Origin of the sequence: Rouxiella badensis, assembly GCF_026967515.2 — a bacterium.
Classification (GTDB): domain Bacteria; phylum Pseudomonadota; class Gammaproteobacteria; order Enterobacterales; family Enterobacteriaceae; genus Rouxiella; species Rouxiella badensis.
Genome location: NZ_CP114062.1, coordinates 4,947,165 through 4,965,990, shown reverse-complemented (window position 1 = coordinate 4,965,990; position 18,826 = coordinate 4,947,165). Strand labels below are relative to the sequence as shown.

General features: G+C 52.0%; 19 protein-coding genes and 3 tRNA genes. 11 read left to right on the top strand and 11 right to left on the bottom strand.

The window, feature by feature from the left end; all coding sequences use genetic code 11:
• The first annotated feature begins 77 nt into the window (after nucleotides 1-77).
• On the top strand, nucleotides 78-467 hold the full coding sequence (locus O1V65_RS22900; RefSeq protein ID WP_017491985.1) for a DUF3461 family protein: 390 nt from the start codon (nucleotides 78-80) through the stop codon (nucleotides 465-467).
• A 104-nt stretch (nucleotides 468-571) separates the two neighbouring features.
• Here the strand turns inward: O1V65_RS22900 and O1V65_RS22895 are convergent, their stop codons facing one another.
• Genes O1V65_RS22895 through O1V65_RS22885 form a run of 3 tightly spaced genes read right to left on the bottom strand, consistent with a single transcriptional unit; the run spans nucleotide 572 to nucleotide 2,140 of the window.
• On the bottom strand, nucleotides 572-1,021 hold the full coding sequence (locus tag O1V65_RS22895; protein ID WP_017491986.1) for a flavodoxin: 450 nt from the start codon (nucleotides 1,019-1,021) through the stop codon (nucleotides 572-574).
• A 32-nt stretch (nucleotides 1,022-1,053) separates the two neighbouring features.
• Nucleotides 1,054-1,824, bottom strand: a complete 771-nt coding sequence (gene truC, locus O1V65_RS22890) for a tRNA pseudouridine(65) synthase TruC (protein WP_017491987.1) — start codon at nucleotides 1,822-1,824, stop codon at nucleotides 1,054-1,056.
• A 1-nt stretch (nucleotide 1,825) separates the two neighbouring features.
• The gene (locus tag O1V65_RS22885) at nucleotides 1,826-2,140 is read right to left on the bottom strand and encodes a YqcC family protein (protein WP_017491988.1); all 315 of its coding nucleotides are present in this window, start codon (nucleotides 2,138-2,140) and stop codon (nucleotides 1,826-1,828) included.
• A 225-nt stretch (nucleotides 2,141-2,365) separates the two neighbouring features.
• On the opposite strand from O1V65_RS22885, the gene O1V65_RS22880 reads away from it, so the two are divergent.
• Nucleotides 2,366-3,613, top strand: a complete 1,248-nt coding sequence (locus O1V65_RS22880; RefSeq protein ID WP_269130066.1) for an MFS transporter — start codon at nucleotides 2,366-2,368, stop codon at nucleotides 3,611-3,613.
• A gap of 616 nt (nucleotides 3,614-4,229) precedes the next feature.
• Here O1V65_RS22880 and syd read toward each other — a convergent pair.
• Nucleotides 4,230-4,778 carry a SecY-interacting protein gene (gene syd / locus O1V65_RS22875; protein ID WP_017491991.1) on the bottom strand — a complete coding sequence of 183 codons (549 nt, stop codon included), beginning with the start codon at nucleotides 4,776-4,778 and terminating at the stop codon, nucleotides 4,230-4,232.
• Nucleotides 4,779-4,870: 92 nt separating this feature from the next.
• Here syd and queF point away from each other — a divergent pair, with 92 nt between their 5' ends.
• From queF to xni, 3 genes are all read left to right on the top strand, one after another.
• Nucleotides 4,871-5,716: an NADPH-dependent 7-cyano-7-deazaguanine reductase QueF gene (gene queF / locus O1V65_RS22870; protein ID WP_084912603.1), complete on the top strand. Its 846-nt coding sequence runs from the start codon at nucleotides 4,871-4,873 to the stop codon at nucleotides 5,714-5,716.
• 127 nt (nucleotides 5,717-5,843) lie between these two features.
• Nucleotides 5,844-7,208, top strand: a complete 1,365-nt coding sequence (ppnN, locus tag O1V65_RS22865) for a nucleotide 5'-monophosphate nucleosidase PpnN (protein ID WP_017491993.1) — start codon at nucleotides 5,844-5,846, stop codon at nucleotides 7,206-7,208.
• A gap of 153 nt (nucleotides 7,209-7,361) precedes the next feature.
• Nucleotides 7,362-8,117, top strand: a complete 756-nt coding sequence (xni, locus tag O1V65_RS22860; RefSeq protein ID WP_165428902.1) for a flap endonuclease Xni — start codon at nucleotides 7,362-7,364, stop codon at nucleotides 8,115-8,117.
• A gap of 125 nt (nucleotides 8,118-8,242) precedes the next feature.
• On the opposite strand, the gene rlmM is transcribed toward xni, so the two are convergent.
• The 4 genes from rlmM to O1V65_RS22840 form a co-directional block, all read right to left on the bottom strand.
• Nucleotides 8,243-9,349 (bottom strand): 23S rRNA (cytidine(2498)-2'-O)-methyltransferase RlmM, encoded by a 1,107-nt coding sequence (rlmM, locus tag O1V65_RS22855; RefSeq protein ID WP_084912604.1) that lies wholly within the window; start codon nucleotides 9,347-9,349, stop codon nucleotides 8,243-8,245.
• On the bottom strand, nucleotides 9,342-9,737 hold the full coding sequence (locus tag O1V65_RS22850) for a DUF423 domain-containing protein (protein WP_084912605.1): 396 nt from the start codon (nucleotides 9,735-9,737) through the stop codon (nucleotides 9,342-9,344). Before O1V65_RS22850 ends, rlmM begins: the two co-directional genes overlap by 8 nt.
• Nucleotides 9,738-9,817: 80 nt before the next feature.
• Entirely contained in the window at nucleotides 9,818-10,744 is a 927-nt protein-coding gene (locus O1V65_RS22845) for a transcriptional regulator GcvA (protein ID WP_017491997.1), read from the bottom strand.
• A gap of 333 nt (nucleotides 10,745-11,077) precedes the next feature.
• Entirely contained in the window at nucleotides 11,078-11,299 is a 222-nt protein-coding gene (locus O1V65_RS22840) for a YgdI/YgdR family lipoprotein (protein ID WP_017491998.1), read from the bottom strand.
• A 197-nt stretch (nucleotides 11,300-11,496) separates the two neighbouring features.
• Between O1V65_RS22840 and csdA the strand changes: the two genes are divergently transcribed.
• Both csdA and csdE read left to right on the top strand, forming a co-directional pair.
• Entirely contained in the window at nucleotides 11,497-12,720 is a 1,224-nt protein-coding gene (gene csdA / locus O1V65_RS22835; protein ID WP_269130065.1) for a cysteine desulfurase CsdA, read from the top strand.
• A gap of 11 nt (nucleotides 12,721-12,731) precedes the next feature.
• Nucleotides 12,732-13,169: a cysteine desulfurase sulfur acceptor subunit CsdE gene (gene csdE, locus O1V65_RS22830; RefSeq protein WP_227953857.1), complete on the top strand. Its 438-nt coding sequence runs from the start codon at nucleotides 12,732-12,734 to the stop codon at nucleotides 13,167-13,169.
• A gap of 7 nt (nucleotides 13,170-13,176) precedes the next feature.
• Here the strand turns inward: csdE and tcdA are convergent, their stop codons facing one another.
• Together tcdA and mltA are read right to left on the bottom strand one after the other, a co-directional pair.
• Nucleotides 13,177-14,019: a tRNA cyclic N6-threonylcarbamoyladenosine(37) synthase TcdA gene (tcdA, locus tag O1V65_RS22825; protein ID WP_227955866.1), complete on the bottom strand. Its 843-nt coding sequence runs from the start codon at nucleotides 14,017-14,019 to the stop codon at nucleotides 13,177-13,179.
• A gap of 30 nt (nucleotides 14,020-14,049) precedes the next feature.
• On the bottom strand, nucleotides 14,050-15,228 hold the full coding sequence (gene mltA, locus O1V65_RS22820; RefSeq protein WP_017492002.1) for a murein transglycosylase A: 1,179 nt from the start codon (nucleotides 15,226-15,228) through the stop codon (nucleotides 14,050-14,052).
• 258 nt (nucleotides 15,229-15,486) lie between these two features.
• Here mltA and O1V65_RS22815 point away from each other — a divergent pair.
• The 3 genes from O1V65_RS22815 (at nucleotide 15,487) to O1V65_RS22805 (ending at nucleotide 15,857) form a co-directional block, all read left to right on the top strand.
• Nucleotides 15,487-15,563 (top strand) — tRNA-Met (locus tag O1V65_RS22815).
• A 90-nt stretch (nucleotides 15,564-15,653) separates the two neighbouring features.
• A tRNA-Met gene (locus O1V65_RS22810) sits at nucleotides 15,654-15,730 on the top strand.
• A 50-nt stretch (nucleotides 15,731-15,780) separates the two neighbouring features.
• Nucleotides 15,781-15,857: transfer RNA gene (locus O1V65_RS22805), tRNA-Met, on the top strand.
• Between the two features lie 99 nt (nucleotides 15,858-15,956).
• Here the strand turns inward: O1V65_RS22805 and amiC are convergent.
• On the bottom strand, nucleotides 15,957-17,204 hold the full coding sequence (amiC, locus tag O1V65_RS22800) for an N-acetylmuramoyl-L-alanine amidase AmiC (protein ID WP_269130064.1): 1,248 nt from the start codon (nucleotides 17,202-17,204) through the stop codon (nucleotides 15,957-15,959).
• 224 nt (nucleotides 17,205-17,428) lie between these two features.
• Between amiC and argA the strand changes: the two genes are divergently transcribed.
• Nucleotides 17,429-18,754 (top strand): amino-acid N-acetyltransferase, encoded by a 1,326-nt coding sequence (gene argA, locus O1V65_RS22795; protein WP_026110770.1) that lies wholly within the window; start codon nucleotides 17,429-17,431, stop codon nucleotides 18,752-18,754.
• Nucleotides 18,755-18,826: the final 72 nt, after the last annotated feature.

Sequence of the window (18,826 nt, the reverse complement as noted above, 5' to 3'; positions counted from 1 at the left end):
TTAACCCGCTTTTTTTTAAGGTATTTTCGGCGTTTCACGTATGAGCAATAAGTTTAAAACAAAAGGATGGTGCTGCTATGTATGACAACCTGAAAGGCCTGGGGATTAACAATCCTGATGACGTCGATCGTTATAATCTGCGTCAGGAAGCAAATAACGACATTCTGAAGATTTATTTTCGCAAAGATAAAGGCGAGTTTTTTGCCAAGAGCGTGAAGTTTAAATACCCACGCCAGCGTAAAACCATTGCCGCCGACAACGCGGGTCAGGGTTACAAAGAGATTAACGAGATTAGCCCAAACCTGCGCTACGTTATCGATGAACTGGATCAGATCTGCCAGCGTGAGCAGATTGAAGTCGACCTCAAGCGTAAAATCCTCGACGACCTGCGCCACCTCGAGTCCGTGGTTGCCAATAAGATTACCGAGATTGAGTCCGATTTGGAAAAACTGACCAGCGGCCGCTAATCAGTTGCATTAGAGCCTGTAATGTTCAACGTTATCGATACCCTAAAATTTCGAGCTGCAGGAAAACACGTTCATCTGCAGTTCGAAATATTATGGGCAGCGAACTAACTCAATTGAGTGGCCCACTTTTCTACCCATGGCATAGCGACAATTTCTGGCTCCGGCTGCTCAATAGCATCGATCTCCAGCATCTCACCAATACGTTTTGCACCCTGCTCCTGGAGCAAATTGTCCATCTTGTGGCCACCGCCGCAGAAGAAATCATAGCTGCTGTCACCCAGCGCAATCATGCCGTAACGCAGTTCCGGCTGGTATCCGACTTGGTCGCGGATGGCATCAAACAACGGCGCGATGCTGTCAGGTAAATCGCCCTGACCCGTAGTAGAAGTAATCACCAGCACGAAGTGATGGCGATAATATTGCCAGGCCTCAAGGGTACCCTCTTCAAAGACCTTTACCTGATGCCCGTGTTTTTTGAGCAAGGTTTCTGCTTCTTCAGCTACCAGCAACGCGTTTCCATACACAGTGCCTACGAAAATACCAATCTCAGCCATGACCCTAACTCCCTAACTTTAACCCAAAATTGTCAACTATCCTGACTCGCCTGCGCAGGAAACTCAACCCTTTCCAGCTCGCTGACACAGCCCTTCCAGTCAAAACGCTCGACCAGCTGCTGCCAGCGAGGGTCCCAAGGGGCGGTCAACGACAGGGCTTCACCGGTGACAGGATGCGTCAGGCGCAGGTGGCTAGCGTGCAGCATCAGGCCTGGGCATTCGAAATGCTGCGCCATTCCGCGGTTCTGCTTCAAATCACCGTGTGCGGTATCACCAATAATCGGATGACGCAGATGGGACATATGGCGTCGCAGCTGGTGCTTGCGGCCCGTTTCCGGCGTCAACTCAACCAAGCTGTAGCGGGCGGTGTCATAACGGCCAATCGCAACAGGCATCTCGCGACGCGCTAACACCCGATAATGGCTTACCGCAGGCTGTGGGGCTTTTTCCCCTTCCGAAAATTTATCGGCAATCTTGTCAAGCTCTTCGGTAAGCGCATAGTCGACAGTGCCGTCTTCCAGCACATAACCACGCACGACGGCGTGATAAACCTTAATCATCTGATGCTGTTCAAACTGCTGAGACAGCATTCGTGCAACATCACTCGACAGCGCAAACAACAGCACGCCCGAGGTGGGTTTATCAAGACGGTGTACGGTAAATACGTGCTGACCAATCTGGTCACGCAGCGTCTGCATAACAAAAACGGTTTCATGCCGGTCTAGCCAACTACGATGAACCAACATACCGGCGGGCTTGTTCACCGCTATCAGATGCTCGTCCTGATACAAAATTTCCAGCATGTCAGTCTTCTATATTCAGTAAATCGTCGAGGCGCTGTAGCGCGTTATGCAGCTTTTCCATTCCAGGCATCGCCACTTCATAATAAGGCGTGATGGCAAAACGAGTCGGCAGGTTGGCCTCGGCGGCCAGCAGAGCATGCATACGGGGGATAAGCACCCACTGTAACCACTGCTCGGCGGACATGGTATCGACGGCGAACGGCTCTTTGCTATCAAACGCTTCGGGCTCTGGCGGCATAGGTTGCCACAAAGACAACTCACGCATAACTTGCTCAATATTAAGCAATATTTCGCGGACCTGGTTTTCTGTACTCATCAATCACTCTCTGCATTGCATACGTGCGGGTTTTGGATAGCGCGCCGAAAAGGGGCAAAGCATAGCACTGAAGCCGCAACGCCCCAAGTTTCAACTCGCTGGACGAAACTCTCTCGTTGTCTCTACTAAGCATAGCCTCCATCAATCAACTATCAGTTTTTCATACTGGTACTGTGTGATTGCTACGGGCAAAATAGGCGCACTTTACATAAATTGACTTTAAAGATGCCTGCAAACTCAATAATAACGCCCAAAAAACACGCCACGCCCATGAAAGCAATGATCGCTTCCGTGTCAGGCTATGCAATGGACGGCTTTGACCTGTTGATCCTCGGATTCATGTTGCCCGCTATTTCAAGCGAGCTGGGGCTTACTGCATCACAGAGCGGTTCGCTGGTGACGTGGACGCTTATCGGCGCGGTGATTGGCGGCGTGATTTTTGGCCCGATCAGCGACCGCTTTGGACGCATACGCGTACTGACTTTCACAATTTTGATGTTCTCGTTGTTTACCGGCCTGTGCGCCGTTGCCCAGGGGTATTGGGACCTGCTGACCTATCGCACTCTGGCGGGCGTTGGGCTTGGCGGTGAATTTGGTATTGGTATGGCGCTAATCGCCGAAGCCTGGCCGATTGAGAAGCGTAATCGTGCCTCTGCTTACGTTGGCATGGGCTGGCAGCTGGGTGTGCTGATGGCCGCGATCCTGACACCGCTGCTGCTCGGTACTATTGGCTGGCGCGGCATGTTCCTGATAGGGCTTGTGCCCGCCCTCGCCTCCTTTCTTATCCGCCGTAGTATGGGCGAGCCCGAGGAATTCGTTAAGCAGTCCTCTAAGCAGCAGCAGGAGCCTTTATTGACTCGTTTAGCGCTGCTGTTCAAGGACCGTGCGACCCGTCGATGCAGTATCGGCATTCTGATCCTCTGTTCGGTGCAAAACTTCGGCTATTACGGATTAATGATTTGGATGCCAAGCTATCTGTCGAAAAACTTCGGTTTTTCGCTCACCAAATCCGGCATGTGGACCGCCGTCACCGTTATCGGCATGACCTTCGGTATCTGGCTGTTTGGCGCATTGTCAGACCGCTTTGCACGCTGGAAGATTTTCGTGATTTATCAGGTCGGTGCGGTGGTGATGGTGGTGTGTTATGCCCAGCTGAAAGACCCGGCGGCGATGCTGTTTGCCGGTGCCGTGATGGGGATGTTCGTGAACGGAATGATTGGTGGCTATGGGGGCCTGATTTCTGACAGCTACCCGGTCAATGCGCGCGCGACGGCACAGAACGTATTATTTAATCTTGGACGCGGCGTAGGCGGTTTTGGACCACTGGTGATAGGTATGCTGGCGTCACAAATAGCCTTTACCGCGGCGATTACACTGCTGGCGGCAATTTACCTGCTGGATATCTATGCGACGCTGTTCCTGCTGCCAAAAGCGCAAAGTAAGAAAGAAGACACGCTGGGTGCAATAGGCTAATAGTGGCTTAGTGAGGGAAATTGGCAAGATAGAGACAAAAAGTTGGGGGTACTGTTTTCACAGTACCCCCGGTTCGTTTTATAGCAATCCAGCTACCTGTGTGCTCCCTGCTCGTTCCTTGAAAACTTGTCCTGCGGTCATCCTAACCAGCCATCCGTTGCATCGTCCTACTTTCATCCTGACGTATCATCCTAGTCGTCCTGACTTTCATCCTTTAGTCTTCCTGACCCACCAAACTTCCTGTTTTGGCTCTCAATCTCCGTCCTGGAGGTGTCCCTTGTTTCGTCCTGAAACATCCTGGCATAATCCGATGCCGTCCTGACTCATCCTGAGCCTTTCCCCTACTTGATGAAACCGCCATCATCCTAATGTTCAGTTTCATGTCTTCCTTTCGACACAGCTAGAATCGTCGATTTTGCCCGCCGAGGCAAGGCTAGCACTCAGGCTTACAGCAGGGCAGGACGTATAAACAGTAGGTCTTATTGAATCAACTTAATGATTTTAATTGATTTTTATAATTACAAAGAAAATTATTAGCAGTAAATATAAGAGATCTCTTACAGCGTTTGTGAGAGATCTCTCACACGTCCGTAAGCCAAATTTCCCATGCGCTCAGTCAGGGATTTCGAGGGAGCAGCATTGTAAGGAATTCGGATAACGAAGACGAGAGAATCGTTCTTTTTTTACTGCCAAATTGCTCGAGCAATACCTCGCCACTGAGGTTACAGAGCGAGATGAGCATTAATTCCGAATCGGTAGTCCCCAGAAAAAGGGTCGGAGAAAGCTTGAGACGCTTTTGCGTCAGCAGATGCCCAATCAGATTCTCCTGCAGGCGAATAAAATCGTCTTCACTCCACACCTGCACCAAATTGAATGAGTGCTCGAGATAGCTTGCACTCATATCCCCGGAAAACTGCGTGGTGAAATACGCATGGGCCTCGGGACGCAGTTGAATATCGAGCGCACGTTCAACGTTGTTAAGCGCGGAAGGTGGCGTAAAAGGCTGAGGAAGCCAAAACACTTCATTGTCGCTGCTTCTTACGGCACAGGGTGACGCCACACCGAACAACTCTTCACTGGCGGGTTCATGACCGGTTTGCTGCTGCCACAGCTCAACATAACGTTGGGTAAACCCGCGCAGGGCGTCGGAAACATCAAGGTCCATATTTTTTCTCATCTTCAGGGTCAGCAGTGCGTTAAACTAGGAGAATACGCAATTCGTTTTGTATTGTACCAATCTCTTATCAAGGTGACAGCATGTCCTCCTATCAGGATAACCCCGCTCTTTCTCAACTGACACTAGGCAAAGCGACGCCTTATCGCGACCAATACGACGCCACTCTGCTGCAAGCCGTGCCTCGCAGCATGAATCGCGAACCCCTTGGGCTATTTCCGGACTCTCTGCCGTTCCACGGCGCAGACATCTGGACGATGTACGAACTCTCCTGGCTAAATGCCAAGGGTCTGCCGCAGGTCGCCGTCGGTGAAATCAGCCTGCAAGCCGATAGCGTCAATCTCATCGAGTCAAAGAGCTTCAAACTGTACCTCAACAGCTTCAACCAGACCAAATTCCAGGACTGGGACGCCGTTAAGATGACGCTCGAAAAAGACCTGAGCGCCTGCGCTCAAGGCAGCGTGACCGTCAGTCTCCGCGCCCTGCACGAGATTGAAGGCAGCCCAATCGGCCGCTTCGCCGGTATTTGTATCGATGCTCAAGATATTGAAATCACCGATTACGGCTTCAGTACCGATTATCTCCAGGACGCCACCAGCGACAAAATAGTCGATGAAACGCTGGTCAGTCACCTGCTTAAATCAAACTGCCTGATTACCCATCAGCCTGACTGGGGTTCAGTGCAGATTCAGTATCGTGGGCCAGCCATCGACCGCGAAGCTCTGTTGCGCTATTTAGTCTCATTCCGCAATCACAACGAATTCCACGAGCAGTGCGTCGAGCGCATTTTTAACGATCTGCTGCGTTTCTGCCAACCGACGCGTCTTGCGGTCTATGCCCGCTATACCCGCCGCGGTGGTCTCGACATTAACCCGTGGCGTGCCAATTTCCTGTTTGAGCCGACAACCGCACGTCTTGTTCGCCAATAAGGCCCGGCTTTGCTCAAGAACTGAGCTGTCGAGCGACGACCAATGGTAAAAGCCTATGGACAGGTTTACTGTTAAAGCATAACAAGCACGCAAGACATCATTAACGCGGCGTTAATAAGGAGCAACTTTGATTACACATATCAGCCCACTTGGCTCAATGGATTTGTTGTCTCAGTTGGAAGTGGACATGCTCAAACGTACTGCGAGCAGCGACTTATATCGCCTCTTCCGTAATTGTTCTTTGGCAGTCTTGAACAGCGGGAGCCAGACCGACAGCAGTAAAGAGCTGCTTGACCGCTTTGAAAGCTTTGACATCAACGTGTTGCGTCGCGAACGCGGCGTAAAACTTGAATTAGTAAACCCGCCCGAAGAGGCGTTTGTCGACGGACGTATTATTCGCTCGCTGCAGGCCAATCTGTTTGCCGTGCTGCGCGATATCCTGTTCGTCAATGCGCAGCTCAGCACCGCGGGCCGATATCAGGACCTCGACACAGGCAGCTCGGTGTACCTCACCAATCTGGTGTTCTCTATCCTGCGCAACGCCCGAACGCTGCACCTGGACGAAGATCCGAACATGGTGGTGTGCTGGGGCGGTCACTCGATTAATGAAATTGAGTACCAGTATGCGCACAACGTCGGTAACCAGTTAGGTCTGCGTGAACTCAATATCTGTACCGGCTGTGGGCCGGGTGCGATGGAAGCGCCGATGAAAGGTGCCGCCGTCGGTCATGCAAAACAGCGTTACAAAAATAGCCGCTTTATTGGCATGACCGAACCGTCGATCATTGCCGCAGAGCCGCCAAATCCGCTGGTTAACGAGTTGGTTATCATGCCGGATATCGAGAAACGCCTTGAGGCCTTTGTGCGTATTGCACACGGGATCATCATCTTCCCGGGCGGCGTAGGTACCGCCGAAGAGCTGCTTTATCTGCTGGGTATTCTGATGGATCCGGCCAACAGCGATCAGGTTCTACCGTTGATCCTGACCGGGCCTAAAGAGAGCGCCAACTACTTTACCGTGCTGGATGCGTTTATTCGCGAAACGCTGGGTGATGAAGCGCAGAAACACTACACCATTATCATCGACGATCCGATTGAAGTTGCCCGTCAGCTGAAACGTGCGATGCCATTAGTTAAAGAGAATCGCCGCAATAGCGGAGATGCCTACAGCTTTAACTGGTCGATTCGTATAGCACCCGATCTGCAGCTGCCGTTTGAGCCAAGCCACGAAAACATGGCGAATCTCAATCTGCACCCCAATCAGCCGCCGGAACAGCTTGCCGCTGCACTGCGCAGGGCGTTTTCCGGTATTGTTGCCGGTAACGTTAAAGAGGTTGGGATCCGTGCTATCGAGAAGCACGGCCGTTTCAAGCTGCATGGCGACCCGCAACTGATGAAAAAAATGGACAGTCTGCTGCAAGGTTTTGTTGCTCAGCATCGTATGAAACTGCCGGGTACGGCCTACGTACCTTGCTATGAAATCTGTTCCTGAGTTTAGCGCTCAGGGGTCTCGTCACCTAGCCTTTCCCCGCTGAAGAAGTGGGGAAAGTGTTTTACTGGGCGAATCCTCGCAATTTATAACTGCAAAGCACCGCAAGCTCACGTCTGCGGTGCCATCTCCCCGATTTACTGATACCCTCTTGAAATGAAAATTCACTTACTAATCATTGACGCACTGAATTTAATCAGGCGCATTCATGCTGTACAGGGTTCTCCCTGCGTCATCGCCTGCCAGAGCGCCGTTAACCAGTTGATTCAACATACGCTACCTTCCCACGCCGTCGCCGTGTTTGACGAAGACGATCGTCCTGACAGCTGGCGCCACCAGTGTCTGCCCGACTACAAAGCGGGTCGTTCTCCGATGCCAGAAAACCTGTTTGCCGAGATGCCCGCACTGAAGGCCGGCTTTGAGAGCCAGGGCATTGCCTGCTGGCATTCGGCAGGACAAGAAGCCGATGATCTTGCCGCTACCCTGACCGCCAAGGTGGCCGGCGCTGGCCATCAGGTGACCATTGTCTCGACCGATAAAGGCTACTGCCAACTCCTAGCGCCGCAGGTGCAGATACGCGATTATTTCCAGAAACGCTGGCTCGACATGCCTTTTGTCCAATCCAGCTTCGGGGTATTACCGACTCAGCTTACCGACTACTGGGGACTCGCAGGTATCAGCAGCAGCAAGATCCCTGGCGTGCCGGGCATCGGGCCCAAAACAGCAGTAACGCTGCTCGCGCAGTATCCTACGCTCGAAGCACTCTATGAGAATCTGCAAGACGTACCGGAGAAATGGCGGGAGAAGTTGCGTGAATATCAGGAGCTGGCCTTTGCCTGCCGCCGTGTCTCTACGCTGCAAAAAAATGTGGTTTTAAACGGGAATCTGCAAGATTTACGGCTCAAAAATTGAACCGTAAATTGAGTTATGACGTGGCAAGGCACCCATAAAGTCGCCTCCCCGAACACTGACATAAGTCAGTGTTCGGGGAGAGCTAAGGCAGGCAACGCTGCTACAGCAACAAGAACGACGAGGATTTAATAGCGCTCGTCGCGACGGCCAGGAACCGCTGCCCAGAACCTGCGGACGTGAACCGTTACCTCTTCGCGGTCGTGATACAGCTGCTTGGCAAAGATTTCAACGTTGATGTCGTTTTCAGCCAAACGGCTCTTCATGTGTGCAAGGATCTGCGAAACTTCTTCGTAGCGCTTTTTCATCGGCAGCTTGAGGTTGAAAATAGCCTCACGACACCAGCCGTTAACCAGCCAGTCGCCCATCAGCGCCGAAACCTTGGCCGGCACTTCGACCATATCGCACACCAGCCAGTAAATGTTGCTGCGCGTTGGCTTATATTTGAAGCCGTCTTCGCGGTGGTGTGTCACCTGACCGGTCATCATCAAACTCGGTGCCATCGGGCCGTTATCGATAGCGTCTACCATCATGCTGCGCTGAACCAGCTGATAGGTCCACCCCCCCGGACATGCACCCAAATCGACCGCATACATTCCGCTGGCCAGTCGCTCTTCCCATTCGTCGGCCGGAATAAAGACGTGGAACGCCTCTTCCAGTTTCAGCGTAGAGCGACTTGGCGCGTCGGATGGGAACTTGAGACGTGGGATCCCCATGTAGAACGGAGAATTGTTGTTACTGTAGGAGTAACCCACATAGCAGCAGCCCGGTGCGATAAAGAATACGTGCACCACAGGACGCTGCGCATTCTCTTTTTTACCTAATACGCGCGCTTCACGCATTGCCGAACGCAGCGGCACAGTCAGTTTGCGGCAGAATTTGGTCAGTTCTTTGCTTTCGTTGGTGTCAGGGACCTCAACGCGAAGCTCGCCGCCGTTAGTGATAACGCCCTGCAACATACCCACAATAGGTGTTACACGGTCTTCAGGCGGCAGGTCTTTAAGCAGCTCGCCAACAACCAGCATCTGGCGGGCAAAGATAAGCTCACGGAAAGGAATTTCCTTCGCCAGCCGATCGGCGTCTTCCAGCTGGTAGCACTCAAACAGCACATAGCCGCTGTCTTCTTTAACGCGGGCGAAACCGAAGATCTCTTTCTCGGCCGCTTTGGCGGTGATTTCCGCCGCGCATTCTTTTTCGAAGCCAGAACGGCAGTAGAGTGCGAGTTTATTATTCATGGCGTTGTGCCTTTTGTCCCAGACGCAGCGCGCCGACTAACATCAATATCCAACCGATCAGGAAGAAGGTTCCACCGATCGGTGTAACGAAGACCCAGAATTTGAGTCCTGACAGCGCCAGGCAGTAAAGACTGCCGCTGAATAATACGGTTCCCAGAGCCAGACAGGCGCCGCTCCAATAAAACCAGAGGCTGCTGCGACGCTGCATGGCAACGCCCAGAGCCAATATCGCCAGCGTGTGAACACTCTGGTAATTTAATCCGGTTTGAATCCACGCCATCTCGGCAGAGCCCAGCGATTGGCTTAATACATGTGCGCCGAATGCGCCAAAGGCGACATAGAAAAAGCCGCTGATGGCGGCAAAAATCAACATTGCACGACTGCTCATAGCTAGTGTTATCCTTTAGTTTCAAATTCCAGAAGCGTTGATACTCTGGATATCGAAATTTTTTCTTTTATAGAAGTCTTCTATATCTGCGGTTGATCGTAGCGGAAGCGCAGCCTTTCTTGTTCGCTGGCAGCGCGCGCGAGGATCCACTGACGAAAGGCGGCTATTTTACCCAGTTCTGCCTGACTGTCATGACAAACCAGATAAAAAGCGTTTTTACTGATTAAAACTTCATTAAACGGGCACACCAGGCGGCCCGCCTCAATCTCAGTCTGCGCCATCACATTATTCGCCAGCGCCACACCCTGACCATGCACCGCCGCCTGAACCACCATTGCACTGTGGCTGAATATCGGTCCCTGCTGCACGTTAATATGCTGCAAACCCAGCTGCTTGGTATACGCAAGCCAGTCACGGCGCGAGGCGTCGTGCAGTAGCGTGTGTTTGGATAAGTCTTCCGGCGTCTTCAACGCATTATCGCCCATTAATAGCGAAGGCGCGCAAACCGGCAGGAGATATTCGGCGTATAAACGCTCGGTGCGCAGTCCCGGCCAGTTACCTCGACCGTGGAAGATTGCCACGTCTACGTCATCCGATAATTTATCTTCTTCTCTATCAACGGCCTGAATACGAACGTCGATCCCCGGATAAGCTGAGTTAAAGCCAGAGAGACGCGGAACCAGCCACTGAATGGCAAAGCTCGGCGGCAAACTGACGGTCAGCGCGCCTTTCGCACTGCGCGCCTGAAGCTTGCGGGTTGCCTCATTCAGCGACGAGAAAATTTCTTTAATATCGAGATAATAACTCTGCCCTTCTTCGGTCAACAAAAGTGATCGATTGCGTCGGCGAAACAGTTTTAAGCCCAAAAAGTCCTCAAGTGACTTGATCTGGTGGCTTACTGCGGCCTGTGTGACGAAAAGCTCCTCGGCCGCCTTGGTAAAACTCAGGTGCCGCGCCGCTGCGTCAAACACACGCAATGAGTTAAGTGGGGGTAAACGTTTAGACATGAAGTGGATACTTCTCATTCAGGCCGCGGGCCAAAGACCCGTGCACAATTTTAGTTATTAGTTTTTTTAATCCGAGACATTATAAATTGTCCATTGAGGATGTACAGGCAAAAACCTATAGTTGCGCCACTTCCTGTAGCCGGAACGAAAAGTTGAGTGGTATGAGGATGCCGTGATGCTTTTGGCTAGTGGTTGTGATGTTGTGTTTGTATTGTCTGGCAATCCAGACCAGTAGCTTAAGTGCTACAAATTTTCACTTCCTGTACATTACCCTGTCTGTCCAAAGTGATTTTTTAGCACCGCATTTTGCGGTGCTTTTTTTTGCCTGAAGGATTAGTTACCTTCGACCATCTCTTTTACTTCTGACTTATTGATCTGCTGTTTGTTACCATAGGCATCCGTGTAGCTGATCATACCGGTGTCACTGTCTGTGCTTGGTTTACCGTTTGCAACGATAGTGCGTCCATCGTTAGTATGCATCACATAATTGCTTGAACAAGCAGCAAGGGTACCGGCAAGTAAAACAGCTGAAACTACGGCGAAGATCTTCTTCATAATTAACTCCTGTAGATTAAAATGCTTGAATTTCAGGATAAAGATATCGCTAAAATTCGATAGACACTCCATTTCAGCATAACAAGCTTCTGGTATATTTCCAGGTAAGCATTCCTAAAGGTGATATAAGACGCTTGTTTCATTATATGCAGGCCTTTAACCGATTAACGTATTCGCCGGTATGACCAGGATTTTTGATGACCAATACGCCTTTTGATTTCACCGAATTTCGCCGCCATTTCCCCGCGTTAAACCAAGACGCGGCTCAGACACTGTGCTATTTAGACAGTGCCGCGACTGCGCTCACGCCGCAGACGGTGATTGACGCGACGGTGAATTATTATCAAAACGCAGGGGCCACGGTGCACCGCAGCCAGCATAAAGCGGCACAATCTTTAACACTGGCCTATGAGCAGGCACGCCAGCAGGTCGCCGATTTTATTCATGCTCCCCGCATAGAGGATATCGTCTGGACACGCGGCACCACCGAGTCAATAAACCTGGTTGCGCAAAGCTATCTACGCCCGCGTTTACAGCCGGGCGACGAGATTATTGTCAGTCAGGCCGAACATCATGCCAACCTCGTCCCTTGGCTCATGCTGGCAGCACAGTGTCAGGCAAAGGTGGTGACACTCCCGCTGAACGCCGACTTTCTGCCCGACATCTCTGCCCTGCCCGCATTGCTTAATTCACGCACTCGCCTGTTGGCTATCGGCCAGATGTCTAATGTAACCGGTGGACAGCCCGACCTCGCGACCGCAATTGCCCTCTGTCACGCCAACGGCACGCCCGTTATGGTCGACGGTGCGCAGGGTGTGGTGCATGGCGAAACGGACGTACAGGCACTCGACGCAGATTTTTACGCTTTCTCAGGGCACAAACTGTATGGCCCAACGGGGATTGGCGTGCTTTATGGCAAAAGTGAGCGACTGGAATCGATGCAGCCATGGCACGGCGGCGGAAAAATGCTGACCCATACCGACATGCAACGCTTTACTCCGCAACAGGCACCGCATCGCTTCGAAGCCGGTACGCCTAACATCGCGGGCGTGCTGGGTTTGGGGTCGGCCGTTCAATGGTTGAGCACCCTAGACCGTATCGCCGCTGAGCGCTATAGCGCGCAGTTGGCAGACAACGCAGAAAAAGCGCTCAGCGCCGTCCCCGGTTTTCGCAGCTTCCGTCGCAGCGGTTCATCGCTGCTGGCGTTTGATATCGCAGGGGTACACCACAGTGATATCATTGCCTTGCTGGCCGAGAAAGGCGTGGCACTGCGCGCCGGCCAACACTGCGCCCAACCTTTAACCGAGGCGCTTGGCGTCAGCGGCTCCTTGCGCGCCTCCTTTGCGCCCTATAATACCCAGCAGGACGTTGAACGGCTGGTCGACGGCGTTCAATTCGCCCTCGAGCTATTGGCAGACTGAATTAGAGAGAAATTATGTTAGCCCCGCACCCTTTTGGATACGAGATTACCGAGTCATCGTTGATTGAAACGTTTTCCGGCTTCCGCCTGTGGGAAGACCGCTATCGTCAGTTGGTGATGCTGGCTAAAGCCCTGCCGCCGCTCGACGCAGCGTTGAAAACGCCATCGATTGAGCTTTCGGGCTGTGAGAATCGCGTTTGGCTAGGCTACGAACGACTCGAAAACGGTGGGATTCATTTTTATGGCGACAGCGAAGGCAGAATAGTAAAAGGCTTACTTGCAGTTCTCCTCACCGCCGTCGAGGGAAAAACGCCGCAAGAAATCTTGAACCGAGACCCGCTTGCACTTTTTGAGACGCTACAGCTGCGTGAACAGTTGAGCAGCAGCCGTGCCAGCGGGCTGGCTGCGCTCTCACAGGGCGTACAGAACATCGCCCGCGCCTGTCTTTAAAAATGTCTTAAACAGCCGCTGTAGGACTTTTAACAGCCTCAGCGGCTGCCATTCTTTCTGCCTTGGCCATCATCTTCTTCAACACGTGAGATACTGCAACAAAACCAAAGGTTGCGGTGACCATCGTTGCCGCACCAAATCCAGACTCACAGTCCATCCGTTTCGGCCCTTCGGCCGTGGCGCGGGATGCACAGACAGAACCGTCTGCCTGCGGATACATCAGCGGTTCGCTGGAAAACACGCAATCAATCCCCAGCTTACCCTTGTTGTTTTTGGTGACGTTAAAATCATTTTTGAGGCGCTCACGCAGCTTGGCCGCCAGCGGATCCTGAATAGTTTTAGCCAGATCAGCTACTTCGATACGCGTCGGGTCAATTTGCCCCCCCGCGCCGCCGGTAGTGACGACCGGAATTTTATAGCGGCGGCAGTATGACAACAGCGCAGCCTTCGGACGTACGCTGTCGATGGCATCAATCACATAGCTAAAATTTCGATTGAGCATCTCGGCAACGTTGTCGGGCGTAATAAAATCGTCAATGCAGGTCACCTTACACTCTGGATTAATCGCCAGAATGCGTTGTGCCATCACTTCAATCTTTGACTGACCTACGTTTTCACGCAGCGCATGGATCTGCCGATTAGTGTTGGTGACGCAAACGTCGTCCATATCAATCAGCGTAATTGCGCCAATACCGGTACGCGCCAGTGCCTCAGCGGCCCAGGATCCCACGCCGCCAATGCCAATCACACAGACATGTGCAGCAGAAAACAGCGCCAGAGCCTGGTGACCGTATAAACGCGCCGTGCCGCCGAAGCGCTGTTGATAAGCCTCAGAGTATTCCGCTGCCATGTTGTGTGACCTCTCAAATCTAAGTGCTAATTAATTGTCTGCAAAAGGATTCTTGGCGTCAGCTGCCGGAACAAGCTGAGACCCGCCGCCGAGTTGCCCTTCCTGATACGAGGTCAACATTGGCTGAGCGCTTTGCGAGGATTTTAACACCCATACGCGCCCATAGTGATTATAAAATCCTGCCGCAATCGCCGCGTTTGGACCAATCCCTTGATACATATCGAAATGTTGTCCCTTGATTGCACCGCCTACGTCCAGAGCAACCATCAGGCGAAGATGATATTTACCGGTAAATTTGCCGTTGTTGTTCAGCTCTGGCACCTCGGCAAGCAGCGTAGTACCAGAAGGGATGAGGGAACGGTCAGAGGCCACCGATGCCTTGGCAACCAAAGGAACGCCCGCCGCACCGCGCACTGGCGTGAAAGGTTCAGGCCTGAAGAACACATAGGAAGGATTCTGTTCCAGTAGCTCGAGCACCTCAGCCTGGCTGTGTGTGTCCGCCCAGTGGCGAATGGCCTGCATCGACATGTCCTGACGCGCTACTTCGCCGCGATCGATAAGGATTTTGCCGATACTGCGATACGCATGACCATTCTTGCCGCCGTAGCCGAAGAAGGTCAGAGGACGACCGTCGCCGTAGTCCACGTAGCCACTGCCCTGCACTTCCATCATGAAGTTATCCATCAGGGAATTGGTGTAAGCCACGGCATAGCGACTGCTGATGGCACCGGCGTAAATTGCCGAGCGATCCGGCAGGCGACCGCCGCGTGGTTTTGGCGGCATACGGTATAAAGGATACTGGAACTCACCCTGCGGCGTGTAACGCGCCTGGACTACCGGCGTATAGTAGCCAGTAAACTGCACGTTACCGAAATTGTCTGCGCCTTCCATCTGATAGGCGCTAATACCGTATTGGCTCAGCGTGCGGGTGTCCGCTCCAGAACGTACCCAACGTTCGATGGCGCTATAGGTATTGGTATGGCGGTTATAAAGAGAGGACGATGCAGCCTGCACCTCCAGCACCTGATTCGCGTAATCGCGCGCATTCACTGGCTTACCGCTGGCGTTTGGCTCGTTGACATACTCAAGCGCATTGTCGAGACGCCCGTCTTTGTACTGCTGGCCGCGATCGGTCGGTCGGGATGAACAGCCAGCCAGCACGGCAAGCACTAGCCCACTCAGCAAATATTTAGTCCAACGTCCTTTCATTAATGCGCTCTCTTGCTCAGGGATCAAAATTCTTAATCCAGCGCGACTGTCGCTATTATGGCGCCGGATTTCTGGGAGGAAAGATAACAAAGGGGGAATAGGAAAGGAATTACGCCGCAGAAAAAAATGCTTTAACGGAAAACAGCAGAAATAACCGGCATTATGAACAAAAAGAAAGCGATAAAGCGATTTATCTCAATCAAATACAAAAAGAGGTTGCATCATTTCTCACGGGGAGTATAGTTCGCCTCCATCGGACGCGGGGTGGAGCAGCCTGGTAGCTCGTCGGGCTCATAACCCGAAGGTCGTCGGTTCAAATCCGGCCTCCGCAACCAATTTCGCATTGCTCAATACGAAAATGGATGTAAGTTCGATAACTACGTGATTTAATTGCGTAAGAAGTAAAAAGTAAGTTAGTATACGGACGCGGGGTGGAGCAGCCTGGTAGCTCGTCGGGCTCATAACCCGAAGGTCGTCGGTTCAAATCCGGCCTCCGCAACCAACTAACCGAATGGGTAGTAAAGAAGTAAAAAACAGATAGCAGTAGACGGACGCGGGGTGGAGCAGCCTGGTAGCTCGTCGGGCTCATAACCCGAAGGTCGTCGGTTCAAATCCGGCCTCCGCAACCAATCTTACTGTCACATTAAATGTGAATCTGTTAAAAACAAGCACCCTACGGGTGTTTTTTTTTGCCCGCGATTTATCCCCTCCCCCCTAAACCTCCTTGTTTATCGACGGGCCAACATGCCGCCGTTTGCAAAATAGGCCTTAATCCCGGCCAGAATAGATTCCGCAACCTGCTGCTGAAAATGGCTGGTACGTAGTTTTCGCTCCTCGCTGATGTTACTAATGAAGGCGGTCTCAACCAGAATCGATGGAATGTCAGGCGCTTTCAATACCGCAAACCCCGCCTGATCGACCTTGTGCTTATGCAGATGGTTGACCTTACCCATTCGCGTCAGCACCTCTCTGCCAAATTTCAGACTGTCATTGACGGTGGCAGTCTGCACCAGATCAAATAAAGTATGGTCGAGATAGCGGTCACCGCTTTTACTGACGCCACCAATTTTGTCCGATTCATTCTGGGAGTGGGCCAGAAAGCGCGCGGCAGCGCTGGTCGCGCCTTCGGTTGAGAGCGCAAACACAGATGAGCCTCGTGCCGCTCGGCTGGTAAAGGCATCAGCATGAATGGAGATAAACAAGTCTGCGCGCTGCTTTCTTGCCTTGGCGACACGCACTTTTAAGGGAATAAAGATATCTTCGTTGCGGGTCATGTAAACGGTCATGTTCGGCTGTTGCCTGATGAGCTTTTGCAGTCGACGGGCAATCTGCAACACCACGTCTTTTTCTCGCGTCTTGTATTTGCCGATGGCACCGGAGTCTTCACCACCGTGACCAGGGTCGAGCATAATCACAATTGGGCGTTCGTGTCCTGCCTTGCCGTCCTTCTTTTTTTCTGGCGGCAAACTTCGCGCAACATCGCCACGATTGTAGTCTTCGAGCAATGCTAACAGGGGATCGTCCTGCTCGCCGCCGCCCTGCTCAGGATAGAGGTCAATAACCAGCCGATGACGAAACCCCGCCACAGGCGGCAGCGTGAACAGGTGTGGAGAGATAGTTTGCTTGAGCTCAATCACCAGTCGTACAGTGGTTTTATTAAATTGCCCGACGCGCAGCTGAGAGATATAAGGGTCCTGCGCGCGTATTTTTTCACCTATCCCCTTAAGCACAGAATTAAGCTGCACGTCTTCAATATCAATCACGACACGCGACGGATTCTGTAACCTAAACTGTTTATATTTAAGCGACTGGCTGGATTCCAGCGTAATGCGGGTATAGGTGGCCGAGGGCCAGACGCGAACGGCAACAACGTGCGGACTGGCGGCAAAACCAATCCGGCTAACGCTTAACAACCATGATGCTGCTGCGCTTTGTAACAGGAGGCGACGGCGAGAATTATGTTGTTCGTCAGGCATGCAGTCTCAAAGATATCAAATAATAAATAAAAGTAACAAAACGCAATAGAACAAACTTTAACGAATCGATCCGCTGCTGTCACCTTCAGGATTGTCAGGATTTTTCAGTTTTTTGTGCCTTAGAAATAATTGAATTTCAAAAACAGAGATTTCTTACTTGCCACACAGCCACAAAAGAATAAAAATACGAAAATTACGAATAAAAATGCAAAAGAGGTTTTGCCGTGAAGGAACGAAGCACTGAATTGGTCCAAGGTTTTCGCCACTCAGTTCCCTACATCAATGCTCACCGGGGTAAGACTTTCGTTATCATGCTCAGTGGTGAGGCCATTGAACATGAGAATTTCACAAATATAGTCAACGATATCGGGCTGTTGCATAGCCTGGGTATTCGGCTGGTTGTGGTTTATGGCGCACGACCACAAATCGACAGCAACTTGTCCGAGCATGACTATCAGCCGATCTATCACAAGAACACCCGCGTGACCGACGCCCGAGCATTAGAGTTGGTTAAGCAGGCTGCGGGTCTTTTGCAGCTCGATATTACTGCACGTCTGTCGATGAGCCTGAATAACACGCCGTTACAGGGTGCGCATATCAATGTGGTCAGCGGTAACTTCATTATTGCGCAGCCTTTGGGTGTGGACGACGGCGTGGATTATTGCCACAGCGGTCGTATCCGCCGTATCGATGAAGAGGCGATTCACCGCCAGCTCGACAGCAACGCCATCGTGTTGCTGGGGCCGGTTGCGGTTTCCGTTACCGGTGAGAGCTTCAATCTGGTGTCTGAAGAGGTCGCGACTCAGTTGGCGATTAAACTAAAGGCCGAGAAGATGATCGGTTTCAGCGCCGAACAGGGTGTAAGTGACGAAGAAGGCAACATTATCTCCGAGCTCTTCCCTAATGAGGCGCAGGACTTCATCGAGAAAATTGAAGATAAAGGCGAATACCAGTCAGAAACTGTGCGCTTCCTGCGCGGTGCTGTCAAAGCGTGCCGCAGCGGCGTGCGTCGCAGTCACCTGATCAGCTATCAGGAAGACGGCGCACTGGTCCAGGAGTTGTTCTCTCGTGACGGAATCGGTACGCAGGTCGTGATGGAAAGCGCCGAGCAGGTGCGTCGTGCAACTATCAACGACATCGGTGGCATCCTTGAGCTTATTCGTCCTCTTGAGCAACAGGGTATTCTGGTCCGCCGTTCTCGCGAACAGCTTGAGATGGAAATTGATAAATTTACCATCATCGAGCGCGATAACCTGACCATCGCCTGTGCTGCACTGTATCCATTCCTCGACGAGAAGATAGGTGAGATGGCCTGCGTCGCCGTGCATCCTGATTATCGAAGCTCGTCGCGCGGCGAGATGCTGCTAAAACGCGTTGCCAGCCACGCAAGACAGATGGGGCTTAATCGCCTGTTCGTGCTGACGACCCGCAGCATCCACTGGTTCCAGGAGCGCGGATTCAAACCGGCTGACGTCGACGTTTTGCCGATTCAAAAGCAGGAAATGTACAACTACCAGCGCCGCTCCAAGATCCTGATCGCCGACCTGTAATTAGCCACGTAGCGGCGTAAAAATAAAAAAGGCAGAATGAGTTCACTCAGTCTGCCTTTTTGTTTTATCGAT